This window comes from Ottowia beijingensis (assembly GCF_013423955.1).
Lineage (GTDB): Bacteria > Pseudomonadota > Gammaproteobacteria > Burkholderiales > Burkholderiaceae_C > Ottowia > Ottowia beijingensis.
On record NZ_JACCKX010000001.1, the window covers coordinates 1,897,700 to 1,913,635 of the forward strand.

Genomic DNA, 15,936 nt, shown 5'->3' on the forward strand with positions numbered 1-15,936 from the left:
CGATCAGCACACCGCAGTGTGCAGAGCGAATATCACGTTTTCTGGCTTCCGGCGGGATGGTCGAAGATTCCTAGACCCGCCGCGCCAGATCGGCCGCCTTACCAATGTAGCCGCTGGGCGTGAGCGCCAGCAGGCGGTCTTTCTCGGGCTGCGGAATGTCCAGCCCGCGGATCAGGCCGTGCAGCGCCTCGCGCGTCACGGCCTGGCCGCGGGTGACGTCTTTCAGCTTCTCGTACGCACCCGGCACGCCGAAGCGGCGCATCACGGTCTGGATCGGCTCGGCCAGCACTTCCCACGAGGCGTCGAGGTCGGCGGCCAACGCCGCCTCGTTCAGCTCCAGCTTGCTCAGGCCGGTCATCAGCGACTGGTAGGCCAGCACCGCGTAGCCCAGCGCCACGCCCATGTTGCGCAACACGGTGCTGTCGGTCAGGTCGCGCTGCCAGCGGCTGATGGGCAGCTTCTCGCTCAAATGGCGCAACACGGCATTGGCCAGGCCCAGGTTGCCCTCGGCGTTCTCGAAGTCGATGGGATTGACCTTGTGCGGCATGGTGGACGAGCCGATCTCGCCCGCCTTGGTCTTCTGCTTGAAGTAGCCGACGCTGATGTAGCCCCACACGTCGCGCGCCAGGTCGATCAGGATGGTGTTGGCTCTGGCCACCGCGTCGAACAGCTCGGCCATGTAGTCGTGCGGCTCGATCTGGATGCTGTAGGGCTGGAAGGTGAGGCCCAGGCCCGGCTTGGCCGCGTTCGATCCGGGCTCGCCGGCGGCGGGCGCCTCGACCACGCGGCGGCTGAAGGCTTCCCAGTCGAAGTCGGGCCAGGCGCTTAGGTGTGCGTTGTAGTTGCCCACGGCGCCGTTCATCTTGGCCAGCAGCTTGACTTGGGCGATGCGATCGCGCGCGGACGCCAGGCGCACCACCACGTTGGCCAGCTCCTTGCCCACCGTGGTGGGGCTGGCCGTCTGGCCGTGGGTGCGGCTCAACATGGGCACGGCAGCATAAGCGTGCGCCAACTCGCGCAGCTTGGCAACGACGGCATCCAGCTGCGGCAGCAGCACCGTGTCGCGCCCCGCCTTCAGCTGCAGGGCGTGGCTGGTGTTGTTGATGTCCTCGCTGGTGCAGGCGAAGTGCACGAACTCGGCGGCGGCCTGCAGCTCGGGCCGGCCCTCGAACTTGTCCTTGATCCAGTATTCGACCGCCTTCACGTCGTGGTTGGTGGTCTTCTCGATGGCCTTGATCGCGGCGCCATCGGCTTCGGAGAAGTCGCGCAGCAGTTCGGCGAGGTAAGCGCGCGCTTCGCCCGACAGCGGCTTGAATTCGTCGAAACCGGCATCCGACAGGGCGATGAACCAGGCCAGCTCCACCTGCACACGGCGCTGCATGTAGCCCAGCTCGCTCATGATGGGACGGAGGGGCGCCAGCTTGGCGGCGTAGCGGCCGTCGAGCGGCGAAACGGCGGTGAGAGAGGTCAGGTCCATGCCCCGGATTGTAGAAGCCGCCCCTTGACGAGACCTTGATCCACCGCCCATGCAACGAATGGCGCGGGGCTGGCCTTCGCCTAGAATGCCGCGACCCTGTCACATTTCGAAGCAGTTCAGCCATGTCGATGCGATTGATCGGTGCCGTGACCAGCCCCTACGTGCGCAAGGTGCGCGTGGTGCTGGCCGAGAAGAAGCTGGACTACCGCTTCGTGCCCGAGGACGTGTGGGCCGACGACACCCAGATCGCCGCCGCCAACCCGCTGGGCAAGGTGCCCTGCCTGGTGATGGACGGGCAGGACGCGGTGTTCGATTCGCGCGTGATCGTGGAATATCTCGACATGCTGTCGCCCGTGGGGCGGCTGATTCCGCCGTCGGGCCGCGAGCGGGTGGAGGTGAAGACCTGGGAGGCGCTGGCCGACGGCCTGATGGACGCCGCCATCCTGGCCCGGCTGGAGCGCACCTGGCCCGGCCGCACCGAGGGCGAGCGCAGCGAGGCCTGGATCGCGCGCCAGATGAAGAAGGTGGACGATGCCCTGGCCGCCATGGACCGCGGCCTGGGCGACAAGCCCTGGTGCTCGCCCGCCGTGCACATCACGCTGGCCGACATCGCCGTGGGCTGCGCGCTGAGTTATCTGGACTTCCGCTTTCCCGAACTGGACTGGCGCGAGCGCCACCCCAACCTGGCGCGGCTGCTGGACGACAAGCTGATGCAGCGCCCCACCTTCGCCGACACGGCACCGGCCTGACGCAGGCGGCCGCTGCCGCGCCACTTTCCGACACCTTCAAAGCGAAGCGCCGCCGGGGCCTGAAGCCCGGGCGGCGCGTTCTGAATAAAAAGCTGCCGAAGCGGCCTGAAACGAAGGAGGAGGAGGGAGGGAGGAGGAAGTGCGCTTCAGGTTTTCAAATCGGCTGGGCCGTCAGGCTTGGCAGCGTAATGCAATCAACGGGTTCAATCCCACTCATCACGTTGATTGAGAGGGCATGTTGCCGGGTAAGTTCCGACGGCGACAGCCCCTCGAGGTAAAGAAGTGTGAACCCGGTGTGACGTATTGCGCAGAGCGTGCACTGCACGATGATGCTGCGCGCCACGCCCGTCACATCCAGTCGGCCAGTTCGTCGGCATGTTCCTGCTCGTCGGCCAGGATTTCCTCGAGCATGCGGCGCGTGGTCGGGTCCTTGTCGCCCACCAGGTCGATCATCTGGCTGTAGGCCTCGACGGCCACGCGCTCGGCGATCAGGTTGGCCTTGATCATGGCCTTGAGGTCGGCCGAGTCGTCGTAGTCGGCGTGGCTGCGCGCCAGCAGCGAGGCGGGGTTGTAGTCGGGCTCGCCGCCCAGCTGCACGATGCGCTCGGCAATGCGGTCGGCGTGCGCGGCTTCCTCGTTGGCGTGCACCAGGAACTCGTCGGCAATGGCCGGCGAATTGATGCCCTTGGCGGTGAAGTAGTGGCGCTTGTAGCGCATCACGCACACCAGCTCGGTGGCCAGCGAGTCGTTCAGCAACTTGATGATGTCCTTGACCCAGGGGCCATCGATGTGCGGCGTGACGGCGCCATCGTCCAGGCTGGACTTGGCTTTCTTCAGCGCGGCTTCGTCCAGGGCCAGGCGGGTGCTGGGGCGTTTGGCGGCAGATGCGTTCATGGCGTCCTCGGTGTCTGTTGCGGCGCGGCCGGCCGGATGGACCGACGCGCTGAGCCGCCAGCTTAGGCCGCCGCGCTCAGCGCGGCTGGCGGCCATCAGGCCGTCGCACTGTCAGCCCCGTCCTACGAGGCGCGATGCGGCGGCCGCGCGCGCTTCAGCATGCCGGCGGCATGTGGCCTTCTCAATAAAAAACAGGGAGTATGCGCCTTCAGCGCCCGTCAATACTGCGCTGGCCTATAGCATACCGGGGAGTATGCTCTCCGCAGCACGACACCACAATGGCGCTGAGCGCCCGGCCGCGCCGGGCCAGCTGCGCTCAGCGCATCATGCTGTTCTTCATGCGCGCCAGGGCGATCATCAGCGCGCCGGCGCCCAGCGTCTTCACCAGATCGGGGTGCTGGGCGTAGAAGTCGCTCACGCGGTCGAACACGCCCGGCTCGTCGGCCGTGCGGGCGGTGGTGACGACATCGCGCACCTGCTCGGGCGTGATGGTGGTGGCCTTGTCGACCGTGACCACCGGGCTGTCGGGGCCTTCGTGGCCGGCCAGCGCACCGCCGGCCACACCGGCCAGCGCGCCGGGGCCGAGCTTTTCGACCAGCGTGTTCAGGATGTCGGCGCGGTCCTGCGGCGAGGCGCGCTCGAACATGTCGGCCACGATCTGCGACAGCTGGGGCGTCTCCTTGGAGCGCAGGGCCTCGCCCACGCTGCTCTTGAGCTCATCGCGCGAGGCCTCGCGCGTGATCTGGTCGATCTGCTGCGGCTCGGGCGCCTTGGCGCTGTTCAGAATCTGCTGCAGGACGTCGAAGAGGGCCATGGGGAATTCCTTTCTGGAAGCGGGACGATCATGGCGCAGCCCGTTCAGGCCCGCGCCGGGGTGAATCGGCCATGGTAATCGCGCCCCGACGGCCAGCTTGTGACGGGCCACCAAGTCGCGGCCTTGTCCGACACGGCGGGGCCGCCGTCGGCTCAGCGCGCCGGGCGGGCCGGGTTGGCGGGCGTGGCCGGCACGCCGGGGCCACCGGGCTGGGCAGGTGTGGCGGGCGTCGCCGGCTGCCCCGCACCGCCCGGGTTGGCCAGTGTGGCATGCGTCGCGCCGGTACCGGGGCCACCGGGCTGTGCCGGTGTGGCCGGCTGGCCCGGCCCTCCTGGGCTGGCGGGCGTGGTCGGTGTAGGGCCAGCCGGTGGGGTCGGCGTGGCGGGCGAGCCGGGATCGGCCGGCGCGGCGGGCGCCACCGGTTGGCCCGGTGCCGCAGGCAACGCCGGTGCGGCTGGCCCGGATGGCCCCGCTGGCGTGGCAGGCGCGGCTGGGGTTGCTGGCAGCAGCGTCACGGGCACCGGCTGTCCGTCGACACTGACGCGCGGCACCGGCACCGCGCCGAGGCCCGGGGTCGAGCCGCCCGGCACGGTCGGCAGCGCAGCGCCAGGGGTTGCCGCGCCAGCGGCCGCGCCGCCGGGCACGGTGGCCGCCGCGGTGCGCGCCGGCAAGGCGCCGCTCAGGGGCGCGCGCGCCGATTCGCCGCGCGCCACGTCGACGCAGCCCGCCGGGTTGCACAGGGCCACCCGGCCCTGCAGCACGTCGAGCAGCACCTGCTCGCCCTGCAGTTCGGTGCGGTATTCGGTGCCGCGCACGCCGATGGTGACGGTGCGCACGCGCAGTTCGTAGCCGGGCTGGTCCTGCTGGCCGATCACGCCGCTCAGCGTGCGCAGGCCGCCACGCACCAGCTCCAGCAGGCTGCGGTGGTTGGCGGGCTGGGCGGCCAGCTGGTATTCGGCCAGGCGCAGGGTGCTGCCGGGCTCCAGGTCGATCATGGCGCCGTCGACCATGCGCAGCTGGGCGCGGCCGCCGGGGCCGGTCTCCACCACGTCGCCCTCGTGCACCACGGTGCCGCGCACCACGGCGCTGGCCATGCCGCCGGCCTGCACGCTGACGGGGCCATGGGCGAACAGGAACACACCCGCGCGACCATCGGCCACGGGCGCCGCGGCGGTCTGCGCCTGGGCTGCGGTGGCCAGTGCGGCGCCGCAGGCCAGCGCGGCCCATGACAGGCGCCTGCAGCGGCCGCCTGGAAACTGGGTGGGTGTGTGCATGGCTCAGAACTGCATGCCGTCACCTGAAACAGCGTGCGGCGATAGTGGTAAAGCTCGACGTTCGAGCGGGCATGGATCCAGCTCACCTGCGGGCGCAGCGACCAGTGACACGACAGCGCCAGCCGCACGCCCAGGGTGAGGTCGGACACCCGGTCATGGCGGCGCCGCAGGAACAGCGGGTCGATTGCCCGGTGCCGGTGACGCTGGTGCTGCACCCAGCCGTACCCGCCCACACTGCGGCCCAGTTGCTCCAGGCCCAGCCGTGCGCCCACGCTGCTGCGCCCCAGGTGCACCATGGCTTCCGATACCGGACGATCACGCATCCACCACAGGCTCGTCAAGCCCTTGAGGTCCATCGCCGGTGCTTCATGCACGAAAGTACCGCCCACCACGGTGCGGCGCAGGTCGTGCCGGTTCACTGTGAATTCGTGCACCCGCGCGTGCTTGAGCGACAGGCTGAACGCACTGCGCTCGCCCAGCGCGACGCGCCACTGCAGCAGCGGCCCCGGCGTGCTGCGCAGCGCCTGCTTGCCCAGGCTGCCGCCCAGGCCGTGGCGCTCGCCATGCAGGCCCGCGCTCAGCGTGTGCGCGCCGGCCTGCCAGGCCAGCCCGGCCTGCACCGCCAGCCAGCTGCTGTCCAGGCGGCTGTGATCGGCATGCAGGCTGGTGCTGCCCTGCAGCGAGCCATAGGCCGCCCAGGGCCCGCCCGCGCCGGCGCCCAGCATGGCGTAGGCATCGCCGCGCCGGATGCCATCGGGCGCCAGTGGCAGCACCTCGTAGCCGTATGCGGGCACCACCACGCCGGTCAGGCGAGTGGCGCTGTTGACGTTGCTGTCGTGGCCCAGCGCGGCTTCCACGTAGGCCCAGCCGCTGCGGGCGGGCGCCGTGCTGGTGCGATGGGTGCGCCGTGGCTTTGCGGCAGCGGAGCCTCGGCCTGCAGGGCATGGGCGCGCTGGCGGGCCTCGCGGGCGCCGCGGGCATCGCCGGCGGCTGCAGCGGCCAAGGCCAGTTGCTGCCAGTGCGCCACATGGCGCGGCTGCACCACCACCAGGCGGCGCAGGGCGTACACGGCGCGTTGCGGATCGCCGCAGGCCAGGGCGGCGCGCGCCAGCAGCGCGTCGAACGCCGGATCGCCGGCCGATTGCGGCTCCAGCGCCAGCAGGTGGCGGCACGCGCCGGCGGTATCGCCGGCGGACAGCAGCTGTTCGCCCTCGGCCCACGCCGGCGCCGATTGGGCCAGCGCCGGCCCCGCGCCCAGCCCGCCGGCCAGCAGCAAGGCGCATGCCCAGCGCCGGGCAGGCGGCTGGGCGGTGGCCAGGGTGTTGGGCACGTGGACTGACATTACGTTACATCATGCCGCATTGGCGTGACGCAGGCGAGTGCGGTGGCGGCGATAGGCGCCGGCGCTGAAAACCAGCAGCCCCAGCCACACGGCCGCGAAGCCGGCCAGCCGCTGCGCATCGACCGGCTCGTGCAGCACGAACACGCCCAGCAGAAACTGCAGCGTGGGCGAAATGTATTGCAGCATGCCCAGCGCCGCCAGCGTGAGCCGGCGCGCCGCCACGGCGAAGGCCACCAGGGGCACGGTGGTCATCAGGCCGGTGCTGATGAGCAAGGCGTCGGTGCCCGCACCGGCTTGGCCGAACGCCAGTTGCCCGCGCGTGGCCAGCCAGCCCAGCACGGCCAGCGCGGGCAGGGCGATCAGTCCGGTTTCGAGGGCCATGCCCTCGGCGGCGGGCAGCTCGGTCTGCTTCTTGACCAGGCCGTAGACGCCGAAGGACGCGGCCAGCACCAGCGCCACCCACGGCAGGCGTGGCGACACCAGCGCCAGATAACCCACGCCCAGCGCTGCCAGCATCACACCGATCCATTCGCCGCGCGTGAGCCGTTCGCCCAGCAGCAACACGCCCAGCGCCACGTTGAACAACGGCAGCAGAAAGTAGCCCAAGCTGGCGTCCAGCGTGCGGCCATGGGTCACCGCCCAGACGTAGGTCAGCCAGTTGATGCTGACCAGCAGCGCCGCCAGCGCCAGGCGGGCCAGCAGGCGCGCGTCGAGCCGCCGCCACAGCGGACCGAGCTGCCCGAGCACACCCAGCCACAACAGCAGCAGCGCCAGCGACCAGACGATGCGGTGCGCCACCACCTCGATCGCGGTGGCCGGCGCCATGAGGCGGAAGTACAGCGGCATCAGGCCCCACAGCCCGTAGGCCAGCAGGGCGGCCGTGACGCCGCTGTTCATGGCAGACGGGCGACGGCGCGCGCCGTCGCGTTCACGTTGCTGCCTGCAGCGTGGTGCCAACGGATTTCAAGCCAAATCGGCCTCCAGCGCTTGATGGACAAGCGCTGACAGCTACTATTTAGATAGTAAACGATGCTCGGACTCCGACGCGTTCAGTTCACAACGGTTTTCTGGCTTGCCAGGCCAGCGTGTCTTCGCCGTGCTCGGCCCATGGCCCGACGCCGATACATGGCTTGTCGATGAAATCCATCAGCGCCATGTCTGCCTCCGCGGGGTGAAACTCGGCGGATGATACGCATGGCAACGTGAAGCGGCCGCGCCACCCATCGGCACGGGCTATCGGCGCCTTCGGAAAAGTCGATTGGCCTTTTTAAATGAGAATGACTATCATTTGATGAAGTATCCAAGGAGTTCCCAATGTCCCGCTTTGCCCGCCGCCACCGGCTCACCCTGCAGAAAACCGCCAGCTACTACGTCATGCACATCACGGTGGCCATGGCGGTGGCCTATCTGGTGACGGGCGACGCGATCACCGCCATCACGCTCAGCCTGCTGGAGCCCACGGTACAGGCGGTGGCCTTCTTCTTCCACGAGAAGGCCTGGGCCCGGCGCGAGGCCGCACCGGCCGTCGGCGCTGTCGAAGCCGCGCCAGAACCCGCGTGAATGTCGCCCGAGGCCTAGAATCCCACGCACCCGAAGAGACACAGGACCAGCGAGCGATGACCCCCACCGACAAGAACGCCGGCGAAGAAAAACGCGCCGAACTGCGCCGCGCCGCGCTGGAATACCACGAGCACCCGGTGCCCGGCAAGATCGCCGTCACGGCCACCAAGCAGCTGGTCAACCAGCATGAGCTGTCGCTGGCCTATTCGCCGGGCGTGGCCGCGCCGTGCGAGGAGATTGTCAAGGACCCGGCGGCCGCCTTCCGCTACACCGCGCGTGGCAACCTGATCGGCGTCATCACCAACGGCACGGCCGTGCTGGGGCTGGGGACATCGGCCCGCTGGCCGGCAAGCCGGTGATGGAAGGCAAGGCGGTGCTGTTCAAGAAGTTCTCGGGCATCGACGTGTTCGACATCGAGATCGACGAGAAGGACCCGGACAAGCTGGTCGAGATCATCGCCGCGCTGGAGCCGACCTTCGGCGGCATCAACCTGGAGGACATCAAGGCGCCCGAATGCTTCATCGTCGAGCGCAAGCTGCGCGAGCGCATGAAGATCCCGGTGTTCCACGACGACCAGCACGGCACCGCCATCGTGGTGGGCGCGGCGGTGGTCAACGGGCTCAAGGTGGTGGGCAAGCAGATCGACCAGGTCAAGCTGGTGGTCAGCGGCGCCGGCGCCGCGGCGCTGGCCTGCACGGGCCTGCTGGTCAAGCTGGGCGTGCCGCTGAAGAACGTGTGGGTCACCGACATCCACGGCCTGGTCTACGAAGGCCGCACCGAGCTGATGGACCCCGACAAGGCGGTGTATGCGCAGGCCACCGACAAGCGCACGCTGGGCGAGGTGATCGACGGGGCCGACATCTTCCTGGGCCTGTCGGCCGGCGGCGTGCTGAAAGCCGACATGGTGGCGCGCATGGCGCCGCGCCCGCTGGTGCTGGCGCTGGCCAACCCCAACCCCGAAATCCTGCCCGAGGACGTGAAGGCCGTGCGCAATGACGCACTCATCGCCACCGGGCGCACCGACTATCCGAACCAGGTCAACAACGTCCTGTGTTTTCCGTACATCTTCCGCGGCGCGCTGGACTGCGGCGCGACGACGATCACCAAGGAAATGGAAATCGCCGCCGTGCACGCCATCGCCGACCTGGCCCAGGCCGAGCAGAGCGAGGTGGTGGCGCGCGCCTACGCGGGGCACACGCTGTCGTTCGGGCCGGAATACCTGATTCCCAAACCGTTCGATCCGCGCCTGATGATGAAGATCGCGCCCGCCGTGGCCGAGGCCGCCGCCACCAGCGGCGTGGCGCAGCGCCCCATCGCCGATCTGGACGACTATCGCGACAGGCTTCAGACCTTCGTCTACGCCTCGGGCACAACGATGAAGCCCATCATCGACGCCGCCCGCAGCGCCACCAGGAAGCGCGTGGCCTACGCCGAGGGCGAGGAGGAGCGCGTGCTGCGCGCCGCGCAGATCGTGGTGGACGAAGGCATCGCCCGCCCCACGCTGATCGGCCGCCCGGCCATCATCGCCCAGCGCATCGAGAAATTCGGCCTGCGGCTGAAGGAGAGCGTGGACTACGACGTGGTCAACGTCGAGCACGACGAGCGCTACCGCGGCTTCTGGCAAACCTATTACGAGCTGACCAAGCGCAGGGGCGTCACGGTGCCGATCGCCAAGATCGAGATGCGGCGCCGGCTGTCGCTGATCGGCTGCATGCTGCTGCGCTCGGGCGACGTGGACGGCCTGATCTGCGGCACCTGGGGCACCAACCAGATGCACCTGACCTACATTGACCAGGTGATCGGCAAGAAACCCGGGGCACGCACCTACGCCGCCATGAACGGCCTGATGCTGCCCGGCCGCCAGGTGTTCATGGTCGACACGCACATCAACGCCGACCCCAGCGCCGAGCAGCTGGCCGAAATCACCATCATGGCGGCCGAGGAGATGCAGCGCTTCGGCTTCAAGCCCAAGGCGGCGCTGCTGTCGCACTCAATTTCGGCTCGTCCAACCTGCCCAGCGCCGTCAAGATGCGCGAAGCGCTGACCCTGATCCAGGAGCAGGCCCCTGGCTGGAAGTGGACGGAGAAATGCACGGCGACGTGGCACTGGACGCCGCGCAACGCCGCGCCCTGATGCCCGACAGCAGCCTGCGCGGCGACGCCACCTTGCTGGTGCTGCCAGGCATTGACGCGGCCAACATTGCCTACAACCTGCTCAAAGTGGCGGCCGGGGGCAACATCGCGATCGGGCCGATTCTGCTGGGGGCCGCCCAACCCGTGCATATTCTCACGGCCAGCACCACCGTTCGCCGCATCGTGAACATGACGGCACTGGCCGTGGCAGACGCCAACACACCGGCCTCATCGAATCAGTGAGCGCCCACTCATCAGGCGTGCATGCCCCTGTTCGCATTGCCTGAATTTTAGGCAAGCGCTTGCTTTTTCGTGGCCCATGCGTCACACTACCGCCTTGGAATTTTCGGGTTAACCCGGAGGTTTCCGAAAGGTGTTTTTCATGTTGCGAACAGCGGCATCGCATGCTGTCCGATCGACTCGGTCACCTCGGTCTTTTTGGCAGTCCCGATGCTGGCGGTCGCGCTCTCTCTGGGGAGCGTGGCTGAAGCGCGCGACATGCCCTGGAAGACCGCCGAGCCGACCGTCGCGGTGGCGGATCTCCCAGGCAGGGCCAGCAGACGTATCAGCTCATCCTGCAAGGTGGCCCGTTTCCCTTCGGCAAGGACGGATCGGTGTTCGGCAACCGGGAGCGCCTGTTGCCGCGTGAGCGGCGCGGCTATTACCGCGAATACACCGTCGAGACCCCGGGGCACGCGACCGTGGCGCCCGCCGCATCGTCTGCGGCGGCAAGCGGCGCACCACGCCCGATGCCTGCTGGTACACGAGCGATCACTATTCGAGCTTCAGGAAGATCGTGCAATGAAAGCATTCGAACAGTTTCAACCCGCTCCGGCCGTCGCGCCGGGCGAAAACCGGTTATTGACTTCAGAGAAAGCAGCGGAGATGGATCAACCCCAACGCCCGCCCCAGGAAACGCCGCTCAAGGGCGTGCGCACCAACATCGTGCAATCGATCCGGGCCTTCCACGTGCATGACCTGCAGGATGCGGCGGCGCAGCTCGGCCAGCATTTCCTGTACGCCAACCTGGCCAACGCGCAGACCAAGCAGGACGTGCTGGACATGATCGCCGCGCAGTTCACCTTCCCGGCACACTTCGGCAAGAACTTCGACGCGCTGTACGACTGCATGACCGATCCGCTGCACAAGAGCGGCCCGCAGCCTGGCTTCATCGTCGTGCTGGAACAGATCCCGGCCACCGCCAAATTCGACAAGGAAGCGCGCGAGCAGTTGCTCGACATCTTCCGCGACGCCGCCGACTACTGGAACGACCGGAAGATACCGTTCAGGTGCTTCTATTCTTTTCGGTAGCCCGTTCTGCACCAGCTGGCCAAGCAGAACGGGCGAATGAGGCCCAGGGCGAAACCGCGCCCGCCGACAACATCGAGGTGGATGGCAGCGAAAAGATGCCGACCGACAAGCTGGTGGACATCTCCCGCTGGCGCTGCGCATGAGCAGCCCGTTCAACGCCGGGTACTGGTTGAGCGCTGCCTGACGCGGCACAGCCTCCGCGCTGCCCATCAGAAAGAAAAGCCCGCTGCATGCGGGCTTTTCTTTGCTGGAGGCGCCGCACGCCTGCCGCCTACTGCTCGCCCGCTGCAGGTTGCGGCGTCGACACCGAAGGCTTCGCATCGGTGACGGCATCCGCTGCCGGCCTGGGCCGCGGCGGTGGCGGCGGCCGGCGCGGCAACTCGGTGGAGGGCACGGCCAGCGCCTGGCGCTCACAGTCGCGCTGTGCCTGGGTGCGCGCGGCGACACCGCTGACGCCGCCAGCCTGTCGCTTGCAGTTGCGTTCGACGATGCGTTCGCCCTCCAGGCGACGCGCCAGGCAGGTGCGCAGCTTGCCCTTGCGGTCGCGCTCCACCGCGCCCACCTCGCGCTGGCACAACACCATCCGCGTCGGCAGCAATTCGTCCGGATACACCAACGGGGGCGTGGCGGACTGCGCGCCTGCACCGCCCGCCCACACAAGCCCGCAGGCCACCCATCGTTTCATCGCACTCAATCGCTGCACCACACTGCTTGTTCGACTCCAACACGCCGACCCATGCAGGCGCGGCGCCGGCACCCTGACACCGGCCCGGCCATTCTCGCCGCGCCGATCTACAGCACGGTGACGCACGGCCGAACCGCGGCGCCATGCCCTATAGTGGGCTGAACGCATTCAAGAGCCGCCCCGTGGATACCGATACTGCCCAGCACCCCTCTCGAACACTACAAAAACAGAGCTTCAGGCGCAGTTGGTTCAAGCGCTGCAGGCCTTTTTGCCGCCTCAAATGCTGCTGTGGAGCAACGAGCAGACCACGCCTTACGAATGCGACGGGCTGACCGCCTACCGCCAGCGGCCCTTGGTGGTGGCCCTGCCCGAGAGTTACGAACAGATTCAACAAGTGTTGAAAACCTGCCACAGCCTGGGCGTGCCGGTGGTGGCGCGCGGGGCGGGCACCGGGCTGTCGGGCGGTGCCATGCCGCACGAGCGTGGCGTGACGCTGTCGCTGGCCAAGTTCAACCGCATTCTCGAGATCGACCCGCTGGCGCGCACGGCACAGGTGCAGTGCGGCGTGCGCAATCTGGCCATCAGCGAGGCGGCCGCCGCGCATGGCCTGTATTACGCGCCCGACCCGAGCAGCCAGATCGCCTGCACCATCGGCGGCAACGTGGCCGAGAACTCGGGCGGCGTGCACTGTCTGAAATACGGGCTGACGGTGCACAACGTGTTGAAGGTGAAAGGCTTCACCATCGAGGGCGAGCCCATCGAGTTCGGCAGCGAGGCGCTCGACGCGCCCGGCTACGACCTGCTGGCGCTGATCAACGGCAGCGAGGGCATGCTGGCGGTGACGACCGAGGTCACCGTCAAGCTGCTGCCCAAGCCGCGTCTGGCGCGCTGCATCATGGCCAGCTTTGCCGATGTGCGGCAGGCCGGCGACGCGGTGGCGGCGGTGATCGCGGCCGGCATCATCCCCGCCGGGCTGGAGATGATGGACAAGCCCATGACCGCCGCTGTCGAGGACTTCGTGCACGCGGGCTACGACCTGGATGCCGCCGCCATCCTGCTGTGCGAGAGCGACGGCACGCCGGAAGAAGTGCAAGAGGAAATCGGCCGTATGTCGCAGGTGCTGACAGCGGCAGGCGCTACCAAAATTGCAGTGAGCGAATCCGAAGCCGAGCGCCTGAAGTTCTGGAGCGGGCGCAAGAACGCCTTCCCCGCCAGCGGCCGCATCAGCCCCGACTACATGTGCATGGATTCGACCATCCCGCGCAAGCGCCTGGCCGACATCCTGCTAGCGATCCAGCAGATGGAGCAGAAGTACGGCCTGCGCTGCGTCAACGTGTTCCACGCCGGCGATGGCAACCTGCACCCGCTGATCCTGTTCGACGCCAACGACCCCGACCAGCTGCGCCGCTGCGAGCAGTTCGGCGCCGACATCCTGGAAACCAGCGTCGCCATGGGCGGCACCGTGACCGGCGAGCACGGCGTCGGCGTCGAAAACTCAACTCGATGTGCGTGCAGTTTTCTGCCGAGGAGAACGAGCAGATGTTTGGCATCAAGCGCGCCTTCGATCCCCAGGGCCTGCTCAACCCCGGCAAGGTGATTCCGACCCTGAACCGCTGCGCTGAATACGGCAAGATGCTGGTGCGCGCCGGGCGGCTGCCGTTTCCCGAGCTGGAGCGGTTTTGACGCAGCGTTGGCGGCAGCGAACACGCTGCGTCTTCATCGGCTTGGTTTGGAACGCGGCTTATTCCATTTCCAATTCAATGCGTCAACCACCGTCATCCCGGCGAAGGCCGGGATCCATGTTTCTCCGCACACGCCGTCTGGATTCCGGCTTGCGCCGGAATGACAAGATATGGCAGTTTTGATCTGGAATTGGAATTACTGCGGCGCGGTGCTTTCGGCAGCCACCCAGGCCGCGAATTCGCTGCTGGCCTGCGCCGGCAGGCAGACGATGGCCGGCAGCTCGTAAGGATGGTGCTCGCGCAGCGCAGCCTGCAGTGGTGCGCTGCGTTCGGGTGTGGTCTTGAACAGCAGGCGGAATTCGGGTTCCTGCTGCACGGCACCGTTCCATCGGTACACGCTGTCGATGGCTTCGATGTGCACACAGGCAGCCAGGCGTTGCTCGACCACGGCGCGCGCCAGCCGGTCGGCATCGGCGCGCGTGCCGACGCTGGCGAGGACCAGAAGAATATTGGTCAAATCGGCTTCCAGCGCCTGTCCATCAAGCGCTGACAGCTTCTTTATTTATAGCATTCACGCCGATCGCATCCAGTGCCTTGGACAGCTGACCGACACTGCGGTCGACATCCGCCCATTTGTCCAGCCCGAACAGGCCCAGGCGGAAGGTGCGGAAATCCGACGGTTCGTCGCACATCAGCGGCACGCCGGCCGCGGTCTGCAGGCCCTGGGCGATGAAGGCCTTGCCGCTCTGGATATCGGGGTCGGTCGTGTAGCTGACCACCACGCCCGGTGCCTGGAAGCCCTCTGCTGCCACGCTAGGCATGCCGCGCGACGTCAGCAGCGCACGCACCTTCTGGCCCAGCGCCATCTGCTGCTCGCGCACGGTCGCAAAACCGCGGTCCCGCGTTTCCTGCATCGCATCGCGCAGCTCTACCAGCGCTGTGGTGGGCAACGTGGCGTGGTAGGCGTGGCCGCCGTTTTCGTAGGCCTGCATGATCTGGTGCCACTTCTTCAGGTCGGCAGCAAAGCTGGTGCTGGTCGTGCCTTCCATCACCTTGAGCGCGCGCTCCGACAGGCACACCATGGCGCCGGCGGGCGAGCTGCTCCAGCCCTTCTGCGGCGCGCTGACCAGCACGTCGACGCCGATGGCCTTCATGTCCACCCACATGGCGCCGGAGGCGATGCAGTCCAGCACGAACAGGCCGCCGCCGGCGTGCGTGGCCTCGGCCACCTGTCGCATGTAGTCGTCGGGCAGCATCATGCCGCTGGCCGTCTCCACGTGCGGGGCGAACACCACCGCCGGCTTCTCGCGCGCAATGGTGGCCACCACCTTGTCGATGGGCGCGGGGCCCACGGCGCCTGAGGACTATCGCCGGCACGGCGCGCCTTGAGCACGGTGATGTTGGCGGGCGCGGTGAGCTTGCCCATCTCCAGAATCTGGCTCCAGCGGAAGCTGAAAAAGCCGTTGCGGATCACCAGCACCTTCTGGCCGTCGGCGAACTGGCGCGCCACGGCCTCCATGCCGAAACTGCCGCTGCCGGGCACGAACACGGCGGCGTCGGCGTGATACACCTCTTTCAGCAGACTGGAGAGATCTTTCATCACGCCCTGGAACTTCTTGGACATGTGGTTCAGGGCACGGTCGGTATAGACGACCGAAAATTCGAGCAGGCCGTCGGGATCGATGTGGGGCAAAAGGCCGGGCATGGCAGTCTCCTTGGTGGGGCACAGCTGGCAGTGTGCCAGCCTCAAACGATTCACTTTACACGCAAGAGCGCTCCTTCGCGGCACTCATGGAAATCGGTGCCCTGCCCTTCTCCGCTCCGGTTGGTTCTGCCCTGCCAGTAGTGAGCTTGCCGGCATCGGCGTCAGTTTTTCGACAATAGCCCGCCCACAAGCTTGGCCCCGCGCAGTGTTCGTGCTGTGCGGCGTTTCGGTCTGAACGTGAAGCTGATGCTGAGTGTCGCCATGACGGCAGGTGCCGGCAAGGCTGCCAAGGCACGGCCGCTCGTGGACGA

Annotated in this window: 12 protein-coding genes and 4 pseudogenes; 6 read left to right on the forward strand and 10 right to left on the reverse strand. The window is 67.8% G+C overall.

Going from position 1 to position 15,936, the window contains the following annotated elements; all coding sequences use genetic code 11:
• Positions 1–70: 70 nt before the first annotated feature.
• Positions 71–1,477 (reverse strand): adenylosuccinate lyase, encoded by a 1,407-nt coding sequence (gene purB, locus H0I39_RS09570; protein ID WP_180550334.1) that lies wholly within the window; start codon positions 1,475–1,477, stop codon positions 71–73.
• Between the two features lie 128 nt (positions 1,478–1,605).
• Here purB and H0I39_RS09575 point away from each other — a divergent pair, with 128 nt between their 5' ends.
• Entirely contained in the window at positions 1,606–2,226 is a 621-nt protein-coding gene (locus tag H0I39_RS09575; protein ID WP_180551758.1) for a glutathione S-transferase N-terminal domain-containing protein, read from the forward strand.
• Between the two features lie 348 nt (positions 2,227–2,574).
• On the opposite strand, the gene H0I39_RS09580 is transcribed toward H0I39_RS09575, so the two are convergent.
• From H0I39_RS09580 to rarD, 6 genes are all read right to left on the reverse strand, one after another.
• The gene (locus H0I39_RS09580; protein ID WP_180550335.1) at positions 2,575–3,120 is read right to left on the reverse strand and encodes a ferritin-like domain-containing protein; all 546 of its coding nucleotides are present in this window, start codon (positions 3,118–3,120) and stop codon (positions 2,575–2,577) included.
• Between the two features lie 316 nt (positions 3,121–3,436).
• Positions 3,437–3,934 carry a hypothetical protein gene (locus tag H0I39_RS09585; protein WP_180550336.1) on the reverse strand — a complete coding sequence of 166 codons (498 nt, stop codon included), beginning with the start codon at positions 3,932–3,934 and terminating at the stop codon, positions 3,437–3,439.
• Between the two features lie 152 nt (positions 3,935–4,086).
• Positions 4,087–5,028, reverse strand: coding sequence for a FecR family protein (locus tag H0I39_RS09590; RefSeq protein WP_180550337.1), 942 nt, complete (start codon positions 5,026–5,028; stop codon positions 4,087–4,089).
• A complete protein-coding gene (locus tag H0I39_RS09595) occupies positions 4,926–6,008 on the reverse strand; it encodes a hypothetical protein (protein WP_180550338.1) in 1,083 nt (360 codons plus the stop codon). Before H0I39_RS09595 ends, H0I39_RS09590 begins: the two co-directional genes overlap by 103 nt.
• A gap of 5 nt (positions 6,009–6,013) precedes the next feature.
• Positions 6,014–6,538 (reverse strand): hypothetical protein, encoded by a 525-nt coding sequence (locus tag H0I39_RS09600; RefSeq protein WP_180550339.1) that lies wholly within the window; start codon positions 6,536–6,538, stop codon positions 6,014–6,016.
• Positions 6,539–6,559: 21 nt separating this feature from the next.
• Positions 6,560–7,447, reverse strand: coding sequence for an EamA family transporter RarD (gene rarD, locus H0I39_RS09605; protein ID WP_180550340.1), 888 nt, complete (start codon positions 7,445–7,447; stop codon positions 6,560–6,562).
• Between the two features lie 417 nt (positions 7,448–7,864).
• Between rarD and H0I39_RS09610 the strand changes: the two genes are divergently transcribed.
• From H0I39_RS09610 to H0I39_RS09625, 4 genes and pseudogenes are all read left to right on the forward strand, one after another.
• Positions 7,865–8,110, forward strand: coding sequence for a DUF2061 domain-containing protein (locus H0I39_RS09610; RefSeq protein WP_180550341.1), 246 nt, complete (start codon positions 7,865–7,867; stop codon positions 8,108–8,110).
• Positions 8,111–8,166: 56 nt separating this feature from the next.
• Positions 8,167–10,485 (forward strand): annotated as a pseudogene (locus H0I39_RS09615) (NADP-dependent malic enzyme).
• A gap of 207 nt (positions 10,486–10,692) precedes the next feature.
• A pseudogene (locus H0I39_RS09620) lies at positions 10,693–11,047 on the forward strand (guanyl-specific ribonuclease).
• 80 nt (positions 11,048–11,127) lie between these two features.
• Positions 11,128–11,553, forward strand: coding sequence for a barstar family protein (locus H0I39_RS09625; protein WP_180550342.1), 426 nt, complete (start codon positions 11,128–11,130; stop codon positions 11,551–11,553).
• 271 nt (positions 11,554–11,824) lie between these two features.
• Here the strand turns inward: H0I39_RS09625 and H0I39_RS09630 are convergent, their stop codons facing one another.
• Positions 11,825–12,226, reverse strand: a complete 402-nt coding sequence (locus tag H0I39_RS09630; RefSeq protein ID WP_180550343.1) for a hypothetical protein — start codon at positions 12,224–12,226, stop codon at positions 11,825–11,827.
• 256 nt (positions 12,227–12,482) lie between these two features.
• Here H0I39_RS09630 and H0I39_RS09635 point away from each other — a divergent pair.
• Positions 12,483–13,921 (forward strand): annotated as a pseudogene (locus tag H0I39_RS09635) (FAD-linked oxidase C-terminal domain-containing protein).
• A gap of 195 nt (positions 13,922–14,116) precedes the next feature.
• Here H0I39_RS09635 and cutA read toward each other — a convergent pair.
• Entirely contained in the window at positions 14,117–14,437 is a 321-nt protein-coding gene (cutA, locus tag H0I39_RS09640; protein ID WP_180550344.1) for a divalent-cation tolerance protein CutA, read from the reverse strand.
• 22 nt (positions 14,438–14,459) lie between these two features.
• Positions 14,460–15,625: pseudogene (locus H0I39_RS09645) on the reverse strand (aminotransferase class V-fold PLP-dependent enzyme).
• Between the last annotated feature and the right edge of the window lie 311 nt (positions 15,626–15,936).